General features: G+C 67.0%; 12 protein-coding genes. 6 read left to right on the top strand and 6 right to left on the bottom strand.

The genetic code is table 11. The features are described from left to right. Window positions 1-120 precede the first annotated feature (120 nt). Window positions 121-372: an ATP synthase F1 subunit epsilon gene (locus KK7_RS0106695; RefSeq protein ID WP_010543869.1), complete on the top strand. Its 252-nt coding sequence runs from the start codon at window positions 121-123 to the stop codon at window positions 370-372. Window positions 373-636: 264 nt separating this feature from the next. Here KK7_RS0106695 and metH read toward each other — a convergent pair whose 3' ends face one another. The 4 genes from metH to KK7_RS0106675 form a co-directional block, all read right to left on the bottom strand. Next, entirely contained in the window at window positions 637-3,237 is a 2,601-nt protein-coding gene (gene metH / locus KK7_RS0106690; protein WP_010543868.1) for a methionine synthase, read from the bottom strand. A 146-nt stretch (window positions 3,238-3,383) separates the two neighbouring features. After that, complete coding sequence (locus KK7_RS0106685; protein ID WP_010543867.1) at window positions 3,384-4,430, bottom strand: homocysteine S-methyltransferase family protein; 1,047 nt, start codon at window positions 4,428-4,430, stop codon at window positions 3,384-3,386. 133 nt (window positions 4,431-4,563) lie between these two features. After that, a complete protein-coding gene (gene metF / locus KK7_RS0106680; RefSeq protein ID WP_010543866.1) occupies window positions 4,564-5,463 on the bottom strand; it encodes a methylenetetrahydrofolate reductase in 900 nt (299 codons plus the stop codon). A gap of 14 nt (window positions 5,464-5,477) precedes the next feature. Beyond that, window positions 5,478-6,428: an ArsR/SmtB family transcription factor gene (locus KK7_RS0106675; protein WP_010543865.1), complete on the bottom strand. Its 951-nt coding sequence runs from the start codon at window positions 6,426-6,428 to the stop codon at window positions 5,478-5,480. 117 nt (window positions 6,429-6,545) lie between these two features. Here KK7_RS0106675 and KK7_RS0106670 point away from each other — a divergent pair, with 117 nt between their 5' ends. Genes KK7_RS0106670 through KK7_RS0106660 form a run of 3 tightly spaced genes read left to right on the top strand, consistent with a single transcriptional unit; the run spans window position 6,546 to window position 7,994 of the window. Next, complete coding sequence (locus KK7_RS0106670) at window positions 6,546-6,779, top strand: hypothetical protein (RefSeq protein ID WP_010543864.1); 234 nt, start codon at window positions 6,546-6,548, stop codon at window positions 6,777-6,779. Window positions 6,780-6,816: 37 nt separating this feature from the next. After that, the gene (locus KK7_RS0106665; RefSeq protein ID WP_010543863.1) at window positions 6,817-7,767 is read left to right on the top strand and encodes an aldo/keto reductase; all 951 of its coding nucleotides are present in this window, start codon (window positions 6,817-6,819) and stop codon (window positions 7,765-7,767) included. Further along, window positions 7,767-7,994, top strand: a complete 228-nt coding sequence (locus KK7_RS0106660) for a hypothetical protein (protein WP_010543862.1) — start codon at window positions 7,767-7,769, stop codon at window positions 7,992-7,994. The genes KK7_RS0106665 and KK7_RS0106660 overlap by 1 nt, the downstream gene beginning before the upstream one ends. 80 nt (window positions 7,995-8,074) lie before the next feature. Here KK7_RS0106660 and KK7_RS0106655 read toward each other — a convergent pair whose 3' ends face one another. Next, window positions 8,075-10,375, bottom strand: a complete 2,301-nt coding sequence (locus tag KK7_RS0106655; protein WP_010543861.1) for a TonB-dependent receptor domain-containing protein — start codon at window positions 10,373-10,375, stop codon at window positions 8,075-8,077. 263 nt (window positions 10,376-10,638) lie between these two features. Here KK7_RS0106655 and clpB point away from each other — a divergent pair, with 263 nt between their 5' ends. Further along, window positions 10,639-13,218, top strand: coding sequence for an ATP-dependent chaperone ClpB (gene clpB, locus KK7_RS0106650; protein WP_010543860.1), 2,580 nt, complete (start codon window positions 10,639-10,641; stop codon window positions 13,216-13,218). Window positions 13,219-13,295: 77 nt separating this feature from the next. Further along, window positions 13,296-14,759, top strand: a complete 1,464-nt coding sequence (locus KK7_RS0106645) for a tetratricopeptide repeat-containing sulfotransferase family protein (RefSeq protein ID WP_010543859.1) — start codon at window positions 13,296-13,298, stop codon at window positions 14,757-14,759. An 84-nt stretch (window positions 14,760-14,843) separates the two neighbouring features. On the opposite strand, the gene KK7_RS22840 is transcribed toward KK7_RS0106645, so the two are convergent. Continuing rightward, window positions 14,844-16,436 (bottom strand): TonB-dependent receptor domain-containing protein (locus KK7_RS22840; protein ID WP_010543858.1); only part of this gene is annotated, 1,593 nt, incomplete at its 5' end.

Raw genomic sequence — 16,436 nt, 5'->3', positions numbered from 1 at the left:
GGGGTTGGGGTGGGGCGCGAGCGAAGCGAGCGCCCCGTAACCCCAGCGAATACCGACGTCGGGGGCGGTGTCCCCCACCCCAACCCCTCCCCTAAAGGAGAGGGGCTTAGGATTGAAAAGATGCTGCACTTCGAACTCGTCACCCCGGAACGTCTCGTCCGCTCGGAAGAGGTCCATATGGTCGTCGTCCCCGGCAGCGAGGGCGATTTCGGCGTGCTCGAAGGCCATGCGCCGATCATGTCGACGATCCGCGACGGCAATATCGAGGTCTACAAGGCGGGCTCCACCACGCCCGAACTGATCCGCGTCGAGGGCGGTTTCGCCGAAGTCAACGAGCGCGGCCTGACCGTGCTGGCCGAACGCGCTGAATAAGCAGGACGCCGGGCACGACTACCCGGCTCCGACCTACCCGCCGCCCCCCGCCAGCGCGGGGCGGCCCCCATCGGGGGACATGGCAGCCATAGGCAGCCCCGGGGCACGGTAGAGGACAAACCTCCCGGCCCGCATCTCCTACGATCCAAAGCATTGCGACCAGATACAGGGCGGCGACCCGTGCACCGGGGGCCGTCGTGACGATTGTCCTGCAATCATGGCTGTCGGGCTCCCCACGCCGTGCAGGGGAGCCCGCGGGCAACCTCAGTCGAGGTTCGGCCGCAAATAGCGGGCCGCCAGTTCCTCGCTGATACCGCGGCGGACCGCGTAATCCTTGAGCTGGTCCGGCCCGACGCGCGCCACGCCGAAATATTCGGCCTGGGGATGGCCGAAATAGAAGCCCGACACCGCCGCGGTGGGCAGCATCGCGAAGCTTTCGGTGAGGCTGATGCCGGTGCGCTTGTGGGCGCCCAGCAGGTCGAACAGGATCGGCTTGAGGCTGTGCTCGGGGCAGGCCGGATAGCCCGGCGCCGGGCGGATGCCGCGATACTGTTCGCGCACCAGCGCGTCATTGTCGAGCTGCTCGCCCTCGGCATAGCCCCAGAGCGCGGTGCGGACGAACTTGTGGAGGCGTTCCGCAAAGGCCTCGGCGAGGCGATCGGCCAGCGCCTTGAGCAGGATGTCCGAATAATCGTCGATCGCGGCCTTGAAGCGGGCGAGGTGCGGCTCGATGCCGTGAATCGAGACCGCGAAGCCGCCGATCCAGTCGCCGTCATGATCGATGAAGTCGGCCAGGCACATATTGGCGCGGCCCTCGCGCTTGGCGATCTGCTGGCGGAGGAACGGAAGGCGGACATGCTCCTCGTTGTCGAGGTGGACGATCACGTCGTCGCCCTCGCGCCGGCACGGCCACAGCCCCGCCACACCCCGCGCGGTGAGCCAGCGCTCGGCGATGATCTTGTCGAGCATCTTCTGCGCATCGGCGAACAGCGAGGTCGCGCTTTCGCCGACCACCTCGTCGGTGAGGATCGCCGGATAGTTGCCCGCCAGCTCCCAGGCGCGGAAGAAGGGCGTCCAGTCGATATAGTCGCGCAGGTCCTTCAGGTCCCAGTCGTCGAACGTGTGGACGCCCGGCATGCGCGGCTTGCCCGGCTTGAGGGTCATGTCCGCCTCGAAGGCGTTGGCGCGGGCATCCTCCAGCGGCAGCAGCTCGCTCTGGCCCTTGCCGGCGCGGGTGACGCGGACATGCTCATACTCGTCGGCGATCTTGGTGACATAGGGATCGCGCTGGGTGTCGGAGACCAGCGCCGTCGCCACGCCCACCGCGCGGCTGGCGTCGAGCACATGGACCACCGGGCCGGTATAGGCCGGATCGATGCGCAGCGCGGTGTGGACGCGGCTGGTGGTCGCCCCGCCGATCAGCAGCGGCATCGTCATCTGCGCGCGCTGCATCTCCTCGGCGACGGTCACCATCTCGTCGAGGCTGGGGGTGATCAGGCCGGACAGGCCGATCATGTCGGCATCGTTGTCGATCGCCGCCTGCAGGATGGTCGACCAAGGCACCATCACGCCGAGGTCGACCACGTCGAAGCCGTTGCACTGGAGCACGACGCCGACGATGTTCTTGCCGATATCGTGCACGTCGCCCTTCACCGTGGCGAGCACGATCTTGCCCTTGCCCTTGGCGCCTTCCTCCTTCTCCGCCTCGATATAGGGGAGCAGGTGCGCGACCGCCTTCTTCATCACGCGGGCGGACTTGACCACCTGCGGCAGGAACATCTTGCCCGAGCCGAACAGGTCGCCGACGACGTTCATGCCGTCCATCAGCGGGCCCTCGATCACCTCGATCGGGCGGGCGAAGATCAGGCGGCATTCCTCGGTGTCCTCGACGACATGCGCGTCGATGCCCTTGACCAGCGCATGCTCGAGCCGCTTGGCGACCGGCCAGCTGCGCCATTCGGCCGCCTGCTTCTCCGCCACCGCATCGGTGCCGCGATACTTTTCGGCGAGCGCGACCAGCCGCTCGCCCGCCTCGGGATCGCGGTTGAGCACCACGTCCTCGCACGCCTGGCGCAACTCGGGATCGATCGCGTCATACACGTCGAGCTGGCCGGCATTGACGATCGCCATGTCCATGCCCGCGGGGATCGCGTGGTAGAGGAACACGCTGTGCATCGCCCGGCGCACCGGCTCGTTGCCGCGGAAGCTGAACGACAAGTTCGACAGGCCGCCCGAGATATGGACGTGCGGGCAGCGCTTCTTGATCTCGCGGCACGCCTCGATGAAGTCGACGCCGTAATTGTTGTGCTCCTCGATGCCCGTCGCCACCGCGAACACGTTGGGATCGAAGATGATGTCCTCGGGCGGGAAGCCGATGCCGGTGAGCAGCTTGTAGGCGCGCTCGCAGATCTCGACCTTGCGCGCCTGCGTGTCCGCCTGGCCGACCTCGTCGAACGCCATGACGACCACGGCGGCGCCGTACGCCATGCACTTGCGCGCGTGGGCGAGGAACGCCTCCTCGCCTTCCTTCATGCTGATCGAATTGACGATCGGCTTGCCCGAGACGCACTTGAGCCCCGCCTCGATCACCTCCCATTTCGAGCTGTCGATCATCACCGGCACGCGGGCGATGTCCGGCTCGGCGGCGATCAGCTTGAGGAAGGTGGTCATCGCCTCGACGGCGTCGAGCAGGCCTTCGTCCATGTTGACGTCGATCACCTGCGCGCCGTTCTCGACCTGCTGGCGCGCGACTTCGACGGCGGCGGTATAGTCGCCGGCCATCACCAGCTTCTTGAAGCGGGCCGATCCGGTGACGTTGGTGCGCTCGCCGACATTGACGAAGTTGGTGGAGGAAGGCGTGGTCATCGGGTTTCTTCTTCTTCGATCCTCCCCCCGAGGGGGAGGGGGACCATGCGAAGCATGGTGGAGGGGTATCGCGCTATCGAGAGGGGGACACCCCTCCGTCAGGCCTTCGGCCTGCCACCTCCCCTTGCAGGGGAGGATCGCAAGCCTCAAGCCGCCATGGTGAACGGTTCGAGGCCCGCCAGCCGCGTGCGCACTTCGGGCGTCGGGATGGCACGCGGGCTCAGCCCCTGCACCGCCTTGGCGATCGCGCCGATATGCGCGGGCGTCGAGCCGCAGCAGCCGCCGAGGATGTTCACCTGCCCCGCATCGGCCCATTCCTTGACGAGACCCGCGGTGGTCGCCGGCAGCTCGTCATAGGCGCCGAGTTCGTTGGGCAGGCCCGCATTCGGATAGACCATGATCAGCGTATCGCAGAGCGCCGACAGCGTCTTCACATGCGGGCGCAACTGCTCGGCGCCGAACGAGCAGTTGAGCCCGATCGTCACCGGCTTGGCATGGCGCACCGCGTGCCAGAACGCCTCGACCGTGTGGCCGGAAAGGTTGCGGCCCGACAGATCGGTCAGCGTCATGGACAGCATGATCGGCAGGTCGCGGCCCAGCGCCTCGCCCGCCTCGATCGCCGCCATGATGCCGGCCTTGGCGTTGAGCGTGTCGAACACCGTCTCGATCAGCACGAAGTCGATGCCGCCTTCGACCAGCGCGTCGATCTGCTCGCGGTACACGTCCTTGAGGGTATCGAAGTCGATCTCGCGATAGCCGGGATCGTTGACGTCCGGGCTCAGCGACAGCGTCTTGTTGGTCGGGCCCAGCGCGCCGGCGACGAAGCGCGGGCGGCCGTCCTTGGCCTCGAACTCGTCGGCGATCTGCCGCGCGAGCTTGGCGCTCTCGATGTTGATCTCGCGGACCAGATGCTCGGCGCCGTAATCGGCCTGGCTGATCCGGTTGGCGGAGAAGGTGTTGGTCTCGGCGATATCGGCGCCGGCCTCGAAATAGGCGCGGTGGATCGAGCCGGGCACCTCGGGCTTGGTCAGCGCGAGGATATCGTTGTTACCCTTCTGGTCATGGGCAAGGCCGAGGGTGCCGGCATAGGCGGCCGCGTCGAGCTTCCAGTTCTGGATCTCGGTGCCGAACGCCCCGTCGGTGATCAGGATGCGCTTGGCGGCTTCGGCCAGCAGTTTCTCGCGTGCAGTCATGTCAATTTCCTACTTTAGCCCCTCCCCTTCAGGGGAGGGGTTGGGGTGGGGCAGGGTGTCACCTAGACCAACAGAGGGTCTGGCATCCCTCCACCCCCAACCCCTCCTCCCAGGAGGAGGGGCTTAGGTTGGGTTACGCCGCCGCCACCGCCGCCTGCTGCCGCGGGCGCAGGCCCAGCAGGTGGCAGATCGCGTAGCTCAGCTCGGCGCGATTGAGCGTGTAGAAGTGGAACTGCCGCACGCCGCCCGCATAGAGCTTGCGGCAGAGTTCCGCCGCCAGCGTCGCCGCGACCAGCTGCCGCGCGCCGGGATGCTCGTCGAGCCCCTCGAACAGCTTCTCCATCCAGGCCGGCACGTCCGTCCCGCACATCGCCGACATCTTCACGACGCTGGCGTAATTCATCACCGGCATGATGCCCGGCACGATCTCGGCATCGATCCCGGCCGCCGCCGCGCGGTCGCGGAAGCGCAGGAAGGTCTCGGCCTCGAAGAAGAACTGGGTGATCGCGCGGTTGGCGCCGGCATCGATCTTGCGCTTCAGGTTGTCGAGATCGGCCTCGGGGCTCGGCGAATCCGGATGGCATTCGGGATAGGCGCTCACCGAAATCTCGAACGGGTGGAGCCGGCGCAGGCCCGCGACCAGGTCCGCGGCATTCTCATAGCCGCCGGGATGGGTGCGATACTTCTCGCCGGCACGGGGCGGATCGCCGCGCAGGGCGACGATGTGGCGCACGCCCGCCGCCCAATATTCCTCGGCGATCTGGTCGATCTCCTCGCGCGTCGCCTCGACGCAGGTGAGGTGCGCGGCGGCCGCCAGCGGCGTCTCGCGCGCGATCTTCGAGACCGTGGCATGGGTACGCTCGCGGGTGGTGCCGCCGGCGCCATAGGTGACGCTCACGAAGCGGGGGCCGAGCGGCGACAGCGTCTCGATGGACTGCCACAGCGTCTCTTCCATCTTCTCGGTCTTGGGCGGGAAGAATTCGAAGCTCACCGCCACATCGCCCGCCACATCGGCGAACAGGGGCGGCGCCATGGGGTCTAGGATACTCATGCCGCCTTCACCTTCTCTGCAATCTCCCCGGTCTTGCGACCGAGCCACAATTTCACCGTCAGCGCACCGCCTTCCAGCGTCTGCACCTGCACCGGGGCGAGCCCGGCGCGATCGAACCAGCCGAGCATCTGCTCGTCCGAGAACCCCAGGCGCGCATGCGCATCGCGGGTACGCAGTTCCTCGCGCTCGTGCGGCGCGAAATCGACGATCAGCAGCCGCCCGCCGGGGCCGAGCACGCGGGCCGCCTCGCCGATCGCCGCTGCCGGCTGCTGGGCGAAGTGGAGCACATGATGCAATATAGCAGTATCCGCAGCGCCGTCCGCCAAGGGCAGTGCATAGAGATCGGCCTGGCGCAGCTCGGCATGGCCGAGATCGGCCAGCTTGGCGCGGGCCAGCCGCAGCATTTCCGAGGAGCGATCGATCCCCACCGCCTGGGCCGAGCGCGGGCCGAACAGCTCGAGCATGCGGCCCGTGCCGGTGCCGATATCGACCAGCGTGCCGAGCGAGCCCTCGCCCAGTGCCGCGCCCATCGCCGCTTCGACTTCGCTCTCGGCGACGTGGAGCGAGCGGATTGCGTCCCACTGGCCGGCATTGCTCTCGAACCAGGCTTCGGCCGCACTGGCGCGATCGGCGCGCACGGCATCGAGCCGCGCCTGATCGGCGAGGACCGAGGGATCGCCCGCCAGTTCCCAGGCATCAAGCGCGGCGAGCACCGGCGCGGTCACCGCACGCCGGCCGAGCGCCACGAACACCCAGCTGCCTTCCTTGCGCCGCTCGGCCAGGCCGGCATCGCACAGGATCTTCACATGGCGGGAAACGCGCGGCTGGCTCTGCCCCAGCACCTGCGCCAGCTCGCCCACGCTCAACTCCATCGCGCGCAGCAGCGCGACGATCCGCAACCGGGTCGAATCCGCGAGCGCACGGAAGATGGCGAGGGGTTCTGTCATTGGCGGCTTATAGATATAAAGATATCTTTATATCAGGTCAACGCATCGCTGTGCGGTTGCGTGCGTTTGCGGCTCTGGCTAGCCCCGGCTGCAACTCTCGTGAAGGAACCCATTCCCATGCGCAAGCTTCTCCTCCTTCCCGTCGCCGCACTGGCGCTGACCAGCCTCGCCGCCTGCGGCAACAAGGCGAAGAACGAGGCTGCCGAAGCCAATGAGGCAATGGCCGGCGACAGCAACACGATGGGCGATGCGGTCGCCGACGTGAACGCCGCCGAAGACGCCGCCTTCGCCAACGCCGAGAGCGCCTATTCGAATAGCTCGGGCCCGGCGGGCAACGAGATTACCGACTGACGCGTTCCTCGCCCTCCCCTTCCATCGGAGACCGTCCATGCCGCATCTTCGCCACCTCGGCGCCTCGGGCCTCGAGATTTCGCCGCTCGTCCTCGGCGGCAACGTGTTCGGCTGGACTGCCGACAAGGCCACGAGCTTCCGCATCCTCGATCGCTTCGCCGAACGCGGCGGGGTGATGATCGATACCGCCGATGTCTATTCGGCCTGGGTCTCGGGCCATACGGGCGGCGAATCGGAAAGCGTGATCGGCGAATGGCTGCGCACCTCCGGCAAGCGCGACCAGGTGCTGATCTCCACCAAGGTCGGCATGCTGCCGGGGGAGGGCGGGGCCAAGCTGGCGCCGGCGCGGATCGCTGCGGCGGCGGAAGCCTCGCTTCAGCGGCTCGGCATCGAGACGATCGACCTATATTTCGCCCATCAGGACGATGAGGACATGCCCCAGGAGGACTATCTGGCGGCGTTCGGCAAACTGATCGACACGGGCAAGGTCCGCGCGCTGGGGGCGTCCAACTTCCATGCGATGCGGCTCAAATCGGCGCTCGACCTCGCCGTGAAGGAAGGCCTCCCACATTTCCGCGTGCTCCAGCCCGAATACAACCTCGTCAGCCGCCGCAAGTTCGAGGGCGAGCTGCAGGATCTGTGCGTCACCCACAATCTCGGCGTGATCCCCTATTACGGCCTCGCCTCCGGCTTCCTCACCGGCAAGTATCGCAGCGAAGCCGATCTTGCGAAGAGCGTGCGCGGCGGCGGCATGGCCAAGCTGCTCGCCGGCAAGGGCGGCGCGGTGCTGGCAGTGATGGACGAGGTCGCGACCGAGACCGGGGCGAACCTCGCCCAGATCGCACTGGCCTGGCTGGCCGCGCAGGACGGCGTCACCGCGCCGATCGCCAGCGCGACGAGCATCGAGCAGCTCGACGAACTGATCGGCGCCTGGGATGTGGCGCTCAGCCGCGACCAGCTCGACCGCTTGACCGCCGCCGGGGCCTGATGACCGCAGCCGACCTGATCGACCGTATCGTGGCCCAGCTCGTCCGCCGTCATGGCGGCACCGTACGGCGCTGGAAGACGGTGCTGGGCAAGGTGCGCGTCTATGACGCCGAGACGCACCCGCACTGCAACTGGTCGCTCGCCCCCAGCGGTGCGGCGGGCGACGTCGCGGCGGTGGAGAAGCTCCTCGACGAACTGCGGATCACCTATCCGATCGTGACGGGCTGAACCCTCGCACCGTCATCCCGGCGAAAAAAAGGGGCGGAGCACCGCAGTGCCCCGCCCCCCTCACCCTCTCCTGGCAGACCTTACAGGCCGACCTTCAGCGTCAGGAAGAACTGCTGCGGCGCACCGACCATCAGCGTCTGGTTGTCGCCGCTGTTGCCGAAGCCGTTGGTGCCGATCGTCGAGATATACTTCTTGTCGAACAGGTTGGTCGCGTTCGCCTGGACCTCGAGCTTGCGGCCGCCAAGGTCGAACTTGTAGCCGAGCGTCGCATCCACCACCACGCGGCCATCCACGAACTGGTCGTTGGTGTAGGTGAAGTAGCGCTTGCTCATGTAGTTGGCGCCGACGCGGGCGTTGAAGCCCTGTCCGGTCCAGGTCACCTCGCCCTTCAGCATGTGCTTCGGCGAATCCACCACCGTCTTGCCCTTGGTGGGGATCACCGCCGTGGCGGTGCGGACGTCATCGCGATAGGTCGAGTCGTTGTAGCTGTACGAGCCGAACAGCCCGAAGCCCATCGGCAAGCGCAGGTCGCCGGTCGCCTCGACACCGATCGAGCGGGCGTCGCCGACATTCTGCAGGATCGCCGGGTTGCCGACGATGCCGGCGCTGGTCGTCACCGCCAGCAGGCGATTGCGGAAGTTGACGTAATAGCCCGCCAGCGAGCCGGTGAAGATGCCAGAACGGAAGCGGCCGCCCACCTCATAGGTGTCCGAGGCTTCCGGCTTCAGCTTGGTCGACCCGCTGTTGAGCGCGTCGAAGCCGGCCTGGGTGGTCGCGAATGGCCCGCTCGTCGCCGCCGACACGAAGGCGCGGGTGACCTGGGTGAAGCCGGCGAACAGCTCGGCATTCTGAGTCACGCGGTAGTTGAGGCCGGCATGGGGCTGGAACCAGTCGGTTACCTTGATCTTGCCGCCCGCGAGACCGCCCGAGACGATCGGCGTCGCGCGGTTGGTGACGGCGAAGCCCTTCCAGCCAAGGTTCGCGGTCAGTGCGCCGAGCTCGATCTTGTCCTGGACGTAATACTGGACAGTATCGGTCTGGTAGCGCCAGTACCACTGGGTGGCGAACTGGTTGCTCTGGAATGCCAGGCTGTCGCGGCCGGGATCGGTGCGACTGTCCAGCGCGTAGAAGCGCCGCGCCTGGCGGAAGTTGTTCCGCTCGTACCAGCCGCCCACGGTCACGTCGTTCGCGCCGATCCGGGTGCCGACATTGCCGAACACGCCGCCGCGGCGGATGTCGTACTCGGTGGTCCGCAGCGACATCGGCACGCCGTTCGGCGAGGCGACATAGGGCGTGTACCACAGGCCCTGGCCGTGATTGTTGTGGAAATAGCCCTTGAGCACGCCGTGCACGTCGCCGCCGGTCGTCTCGAGACCTGCCGAGGCGAGATAGTCGCGGCGCAAGCCGGCGGCGTTGTAATAGGCGTCGTCCGGGTTGGCGAAGGGCGCGGGATAGACCTTGCCGGCACCGGGATTGGTGGGCGTCAAACCGGTATAGCCGTTGTTCGCGCCGATGTCCGAGACCAGGATCGCCTTGGCGTAGTCGTTCGAGATATTGTCCCAGCCATACCCCAGGCGCTTGACCATCTCGAGCGACATGTCCTGATAGTCGTTCTCGCGACGATCGGAGAAATCGAACGTGCCCACCGCACGCAGGTCCGGGCTCAGGGGCGTGACGATCTTGCCGTTGACCTGATTGACGCGCTGCGCCCCCCAGCCCTTCCACTTGTTGGTATCGGAGTGGAGATAGGACAGATAGGCGCGGGTGCCGCCGGGCGTCAGCTCACCGAAATCGAGCCGGCCGAACACGCGCCAGAAATTGTCGCTGCCGCCGGTAGCGTTGACGTCGATGCCCAGCGTCTCCTTGGGATCGCTGGACAGGAATTCGAGCGTGCCGCCGAGATTGTTGGTCGCCTGGGTGTCGATCGAGCCCGAGCCCTGCGACACGCGCGTCTCGGCAATGTTCTCGCTGATGATCGCGCGGCTGATGTGCAGGCCGTTGACGTTGCCGTAGCTGGCATCGCCGAGCGGGATGCCGTCCAGCGTGTAGCCGAGCTGGTTCTGGTTGAAGCTGCGGATCGAAATGCGGCCCGCCCATTCATAGGAACCGAACGGGTCGGCACCCTGGAAGTTGACGCCCGGCAGCTTTTCGATCGCCTTGAGTGGGCTGGTGCCCGGAGCGAGTAGCGCGATGTCGTTCTGCGTGAGGGTCTGGATCTGGCGGGTCTCGCCCTTGCCGATCACCACGATCTCGTCGCCGCCGCTCTGCGGGGCGGTGTCGTCGACCAGGGTGGCGGCCGGTGCGGTTTGCGCGAAGGCGGCGCCGGCGGTGAAGAGCGACGTGCCGGCGAGCAGGCCGGCGGCAAGCATACGGATGCGCATGCGCAAGAACCCCTTGGGAAAGCCCGGACCCCTCGCCCGTGCTGTGCGGCCGCTACGCGCGCTGCGTTGCAACATCGGGCTGTTCCGGTTGCAGAATGGCGGCGGTTGCGCGACATTTCGGTGACGTCGCAAGCAACGCTCGGAAAACTCCGCATTTCCGGTAATCCTCTGGCGGTGCACCGAACGCATGGCACGCAGGAGCCCCCTCTTGTGTTGCTGATTTGCAACACTATCTGCTGGTCACATTCGAACAGGGATCAGGCATGAACCTCGAGAAATTCACCGACCGCGCCAAGGGCTTCCTGCAATCGGCGCAGACCGTGGCGATCCGCATGAACCATCAGCGGATCAGCCCGGAACATCTTCTGAAGGCGCTGCTCGAGGACGAGCAGGGCATGGCGAGCGGCCTGATCCAGGCGGCGGGCGGCGACGCCAAGCGCGCGCTGAGCGAGACCGACCTCGCGCTCTCGAAGATCCCCGCCGTCAGCGGCTCGGGCGCGCAGTCGACACCGGGCCTCGACAACGACCTCGTTCGCGTGCTCGATCAGGCCGAGACGATCGCTCAGAAGTCTGGCGACAGCTATGTCACCGTCGAGCGGCTGCTCGTCGCGCTGGCGCTCAGCCTCAACACCGCCGCCGGCAAGGCGCTGCAGGCGGCGAACGCCAAGCCCGAGGCGCTCAACACCGCGATCAACGCCATGCGCGGCGGCCGCACCGCCGATACGTCTTCGGCCGAGGACCGGTACGACGCGCTCAAGAAGTTCGCCCGCGACCTGACCGAGGCGGCGCGTGCCGGCAAGCTCGATCCCGTGATCGGCCGCGACGAGGAAATCCGCCGCACGATCCAGATCCTCGCCCGCCGCACCAAGAACAATCCGGTGCTAATCGGCGAGCCCGGCGTCGGCAAGACCGCGATCGCCGAGGGTCTCGCGCTGCGCATCGCCAATGGCGACGTGCCCGATACGCTGAAGGACCGCACGCTGATGGCGCTCGACATGGGCAGCCTGATCGCGGGTGCAAAATATCGCGGCGAATTCGAGGAGCGGCTCAAGGGCGTGCTCGACGAGGTGAAGGGCGCCGAGGGCCAGATCGTGCTGTTCATCGACGAGATGCACACGCTGATCGGCGCCGGCAAGGCCGAGGGCGCGATGGACGCCGGCAATCTGCTCAAGCCCGCGCTTGCCCGTGGCGAGTTGCACTGCATCGGTGCGACCACGCTCGACGAATATCAGAAGCATGTCGAGAAGGACCCCGCGCTGCAGCGGCGGTTCCAGCCGGTGTTCGTCGGCGAGCCGACGGTCGAGGACACGATCTCGATCCTGCGCGGGCTCAAGGAGAAGTATGAGCTGCACCACGGCGTGCGGATCACCGATGCGGCGATCGTCGCCGCGGCGACGCTCTCCAACCGCTACATCGCCGACCGCTTCCTGCCCGACAAGGCGATCGACCTGATGGACGAGGCCGCCAGCCGCATCCGCATGGAAGTGGAGAGCAAGCCCGAGGAGATCGAGACGCTCGACCGGCGGATCATCCAGCTCAAGATCGAGCGCGAGGCGCTGAAGCGCGAGACCGACGAAGCCTCGCGCGACCGGCTCGCCACGCTGGAGGAGGATCTCGCGAATCTCGAGCAGCAATCGGCCGAGCTGACCACCCGCTGGCAGGCGGAGAAGGACAAGATCAACGCCGAGGCGGTGCTCAAGGGCCAGCTCGACCAGGCGCGGCTGGAACTGGAGCAGGCGCAGCGGGCCGGCGACCTCGCGCGGGCCGGCGAACTGTCCTACGGCGTGATCCCGCAGCTCACCCGCCAGCTCGACGAGGCGCAGAGCGCCGCCAAGGGCGCGATGCTGCGCGAGGAAGTGACCGGGGACGACATCGCCGGGGTGGTCGCGCGCTGGACCGGCATCCCGATGGAGCGGATGCTGGAGGGCGAGCGCGAGAAGCTGCTCCAGATGGAACAGCAGCTTGGGCGCCGGGTGATCGGCCAGGCCGATGCGGTCAAGGCGGTCTCCACCGCCGTGCGCCGCAGCCGCGCGGGGCTGCAGGATCCGAACCGGCCGCTGGGCAGCTTCCTGTTTCTCGGGCCGACGGGCGTCGGCAAGACCGAGCTGACCAAGGCGCTCGCCGAGTTTCTGTTCGACGACCCCAACGCGATGGTGCGCATCGACATGAGCGAGTTCATGGAGAAGCACGCGGTCGCGCGGCTGATCGGCGCCCCGCCGGGCTATGTCGGGTATGAGGAGGGCGGCGTGCTCACCGAAGCGGTTCGCCGGCGCCCCTATCAGGTCGTGCTGTTCGACGAAGTGGAGAAGGCGCACAACGATGTGTTCAACATCCTCCTCCAGGTGCTCGACGACGGTCGCCTGACCGACGGCCAGGGCCGCACGGTGGATTTCGCGAACACGATCGTGATCCTCACCTCGAACCTCGGCAGCCAGTATCTCACCAATCTGGCCGACGGTCATCCGGTGGAGGAGGTCGAGCCGCAGGTGATGGACGTGGTGCGGGCGCATTTCCGCCCCGAATTCCTCAACCGCCTGGACGAGATCATCCTGTTCCACCGGCTGGGCGCGGACCATATGGCGCCGATCGTCGACATTCAGGTGGGCCGGGTGGGCAAGCTGCTGAAGGACCGCAAGGTGACGATCGACCTCACCCCGGCAGCGCGCGAATGGCTGGGCCGGGTGGGCTATGACCCGGTCTACGGCGCACGGCCGCTCAAGCGCGCGGTGCAGCGCTATCTGCAGGATCCGCTGGCGGACCTCATCCTGCGCGGCGCCGTGAAGGACGGGTCCACCGTCCATGTCGATGAAGGCGACGGCGCGCTGGCGCTGCGGGTGGGGTGAATCGACAGGGGCGCGGGCTGAAGGTGGCCCGCGCCTCCGCCATAGGCAGCGCGGGAAGCTTGCTCTACCAACGGGCCATGTCTCCCGCCCCGCTTCTCAGCCAGATCCCCGCCGCTATCCGTGCGCTGCAGGCATTCGATCGCGATGCCGCGCTTGGCCTCCTTCACGTGGAGTTTCGCAACGGCCCCTCCAGTGGGGATCGCTGGCGCAGCGTCGCGATGCTCACCCGACAGATTGGCGAGATCGAGCTGACGATCGAAGCCTCGCGCCGTTACGCCCGGACCGAACCGTTCAGCCTGGAGCGGCTGCTGGCGCTCTGCGAGGATCTGGCGGCGTTCGGTCGCGATGCGGAGATCGCAGCGCTTGTGGCCGGCTTGCCGCCTGCGGTGCAGGAGCACCCCGCCATCCTTCACCTTAGGGCGACGCTGGCGAGCGAGATGGGTGCGTTCGACACGGCGGAAGGGCTGTACCGGCAGGTACTGGACCGCGCCCCGGCCCAACCGGCCACCTGGCTGGCGCTGGCGATGATCAAGCGCTTCCATGCCGGCGACCCTGACCTTGCCGCGCTCGAGCAGGCGGAACGTGCGCTCGCCCAGGCTCCGGCGCCGCTTCGCGCCCGGCTGCGCTTCGCCCGGGGCAAGGCGCTCGACGACTGCGGCGATACGGCCGCGGCGTTCAGGCTTTACGCCGAAAGCGGCCGGTTGCGCGCATCCGAGGCACCCTATGATCCCGAGGCGGTGGAACGCCAGACCGCCCGATGCATCGCCGATTTCACGCCGGAGGGGCTGGCGCGGCTCGCGCCGCCCCGGCAACAGGAGAAGTCGCGCGCCCTCTTCGTGCATGGGCTGCCCCGCTCCGGCACGACGCTGGTCGAACAGATATTGGCGGCGCATTCGGCAGTGGCCGATGGCGGCGAGATCAACCTGATGGGGCCGGCATTGCTCGCGACGGGCGATCGCTCGCTGGCCGGCGCGCTCGCCTACCAGGCGCGGGAGGCGGACAAGGACCCCTGGGGCCGGGTGCGCGCCACCTATCACCGGCTGCTCGCCGAACGCTTCCCGGTTCCCGGCCATGTCGTCGACAAGACGCTCAACCAGTCGCACCTGCTGGGGCTGCAGTTCCACACCCTGCCCGACGCGCGTCTGATCTGGATCCGTCGCGACCCGGAAGACAATGCGCTGTCGTGCCTGCGCACCTTCTTCAACACGCCGCTGCCCTGGAGCTGGACGCCCGAACGGCTCGCCCGCCATTTCCGACAGGAAGACCGGCTGTTCGCGCATTGGCAGGCACTGTTCCCCGATCGCATCCTGGCGGTGCCGTATGAGGACCTCGTGCGCGATCCTACAGAGTGGATTCCGCGCATTGCGGCACATGCCGGGCTTGCGGTGGAGCCGGGGCAGTTTTCTGCCCACCAGGCCGAGCGGCGCGTCGGGACGGCCAGCGTCCAGCAGGTACGCGGACCGATCTCGACCGCAAGCGTCGGCCGAGCACGCCCGCTCGCAACCCTGCTCAAACCATTCAGCGACGCCTATCGCACCTGAAACGCTCGCGCGGTGAAGGCGGTCGTCTGAAACGAAAAAGGGGCAGGCAATGCCCGCCCCTTCCCCGCATTCCGATCGCCGGGATCAGAACGTCACGTCGATGCCGAGACGCACGTAGCGCGGCGCCTGGTAGACGGTCGGCAGGCCGTAATTCGGGTTCTTGCTGACCCCGACCCGGCCGTTGGTCGCGGTGACCACGCCGAGCAGATCGCCCACCTCGTTGCGCTTGGTGATCGCCTGCGAATTGAACAGGTTGAACACGTCGCCGCGCAGCGTGACGGTACGCTCGCCGAACTTGATGTTGTAGCGGGCCGACAGGTTGATCGTCGACTGCCACTGGCTCTTCTGCGCCGTACCGCGCGGCGTGAAGACGCTGCCATAGACCGGGATGCCGCTGTCGGACACGCCGATCTGCTGGCCACCCGCGCAGTAGCGCGAGGCCTGGTCATAGACGTTGCCGAAGTCGCTGTACGGATCGCTCGAACCCGGCGCGGAGCCCGGGTTGTAGCCGAAGCAGCTCAGCGAACGCGGCGACTGCACCTGGATGTTGGTACCGAAGGTGAAGGCATCGCTCAGCGCGACCGACCCCCAGAGCTTGATCCGGTGACGAACGTCGGTCGGCAGATAGCCATAGGCGCCCTGCAGGAAGCTCGGCTGGTCGAAGTCCTGCGTGATGCCCGCGTCGCTCTGGCCGAAGTCGGACTGGACGAAGCCTTCCGAGTTACCCTTGGCCTGCGACCAGGTGTAGCTGCCGCCCACGCTCCACTTGCCGTCCCACGGACGGTTGAAGGTGAGGTCGACCGCGTCATAGGTGCGCTTCGCCTTCGGATAGCCGAGCGTGTTGGCCTTGAAGGTCACCTGGCGCCCGTCGAGTCCCGACAGATTGATCGTCACGTCGTTGCCGGGATTGACGATCGAATACTGGTGGAAGCCGGTCCAGATGTCTTCGCAGCCGGCGATCTTGTTGGCGGTGCAATAGGCGAGCACGGCCTGGTCGATCGCCACGTCCTCGGCGTTGGTGACAAGGGTGCGGTGGGTGAAGTTCAGGCCCACCGTCCAGCGGCCGAACTTGTGCTCATAGCCGAACACGAGTTCGTTTTCCTTGGTCGCCTTCAGGTTGGCGGCGATTGCGGTGCTCGAATCCGGCACAGTGCCGTTGCCCGTCACCGAGCAGTTCTGCCCGCTCGACGTCGGCGTCAGCTTGAACGGGCAGGCGACCTGGTAGTTCACGTTCGTGGCCACCTGCGTGGTCAGGATCGGGATGCCGTTTCCGTCGAATCCCGAATAGCGCCAGCGCTCGCGGAAATAGACCTCGCGGCCGGTCTGGCGGAACGCGGTGTTGCTGGCGAACGGCAGGAAATAGCTGCCATAGGAGGCATAGAGCTTGCCGGACTGATTGCCCCACAGATTCAGCGTCGCGCCGATGCGCGGCGCATAGTTCTTGTCGAGGTTGACGAGACGCTTGCCGTCCGGACGGTTGACCGAGAAGTCGTCGCGACGAACGCCGAGATTCAGCGTCAGCCGGTCGGTGATCCGCCACTCGTCCTGCAGGTAGAACGCCTTGTTCTTCGCGTCGAACGCACCGCCCGAATTATAGTAGTTCAGGATGACCTGACCGTTGGCGGCGACCTGATAGGTGAGGCCCGCACCGCCATATCCAGCGTTATAGGCGGGGGG

This window comes from Sphingomonas elodea ATCC 31461, assembly GCF_000226955.1.
Classification (GTDB): domain Bacteria; phylum Pseudomonadota; class Alphaproteobacteria; order Sphingomonadales; family Sphingomonadaceae; genus Sphingomonas; species Sphingomonas elodea.
Note: the sequence above shows the minus strand (reverse complement) of the source record. Positions and strands in the feature narration are given on the sequence as shown.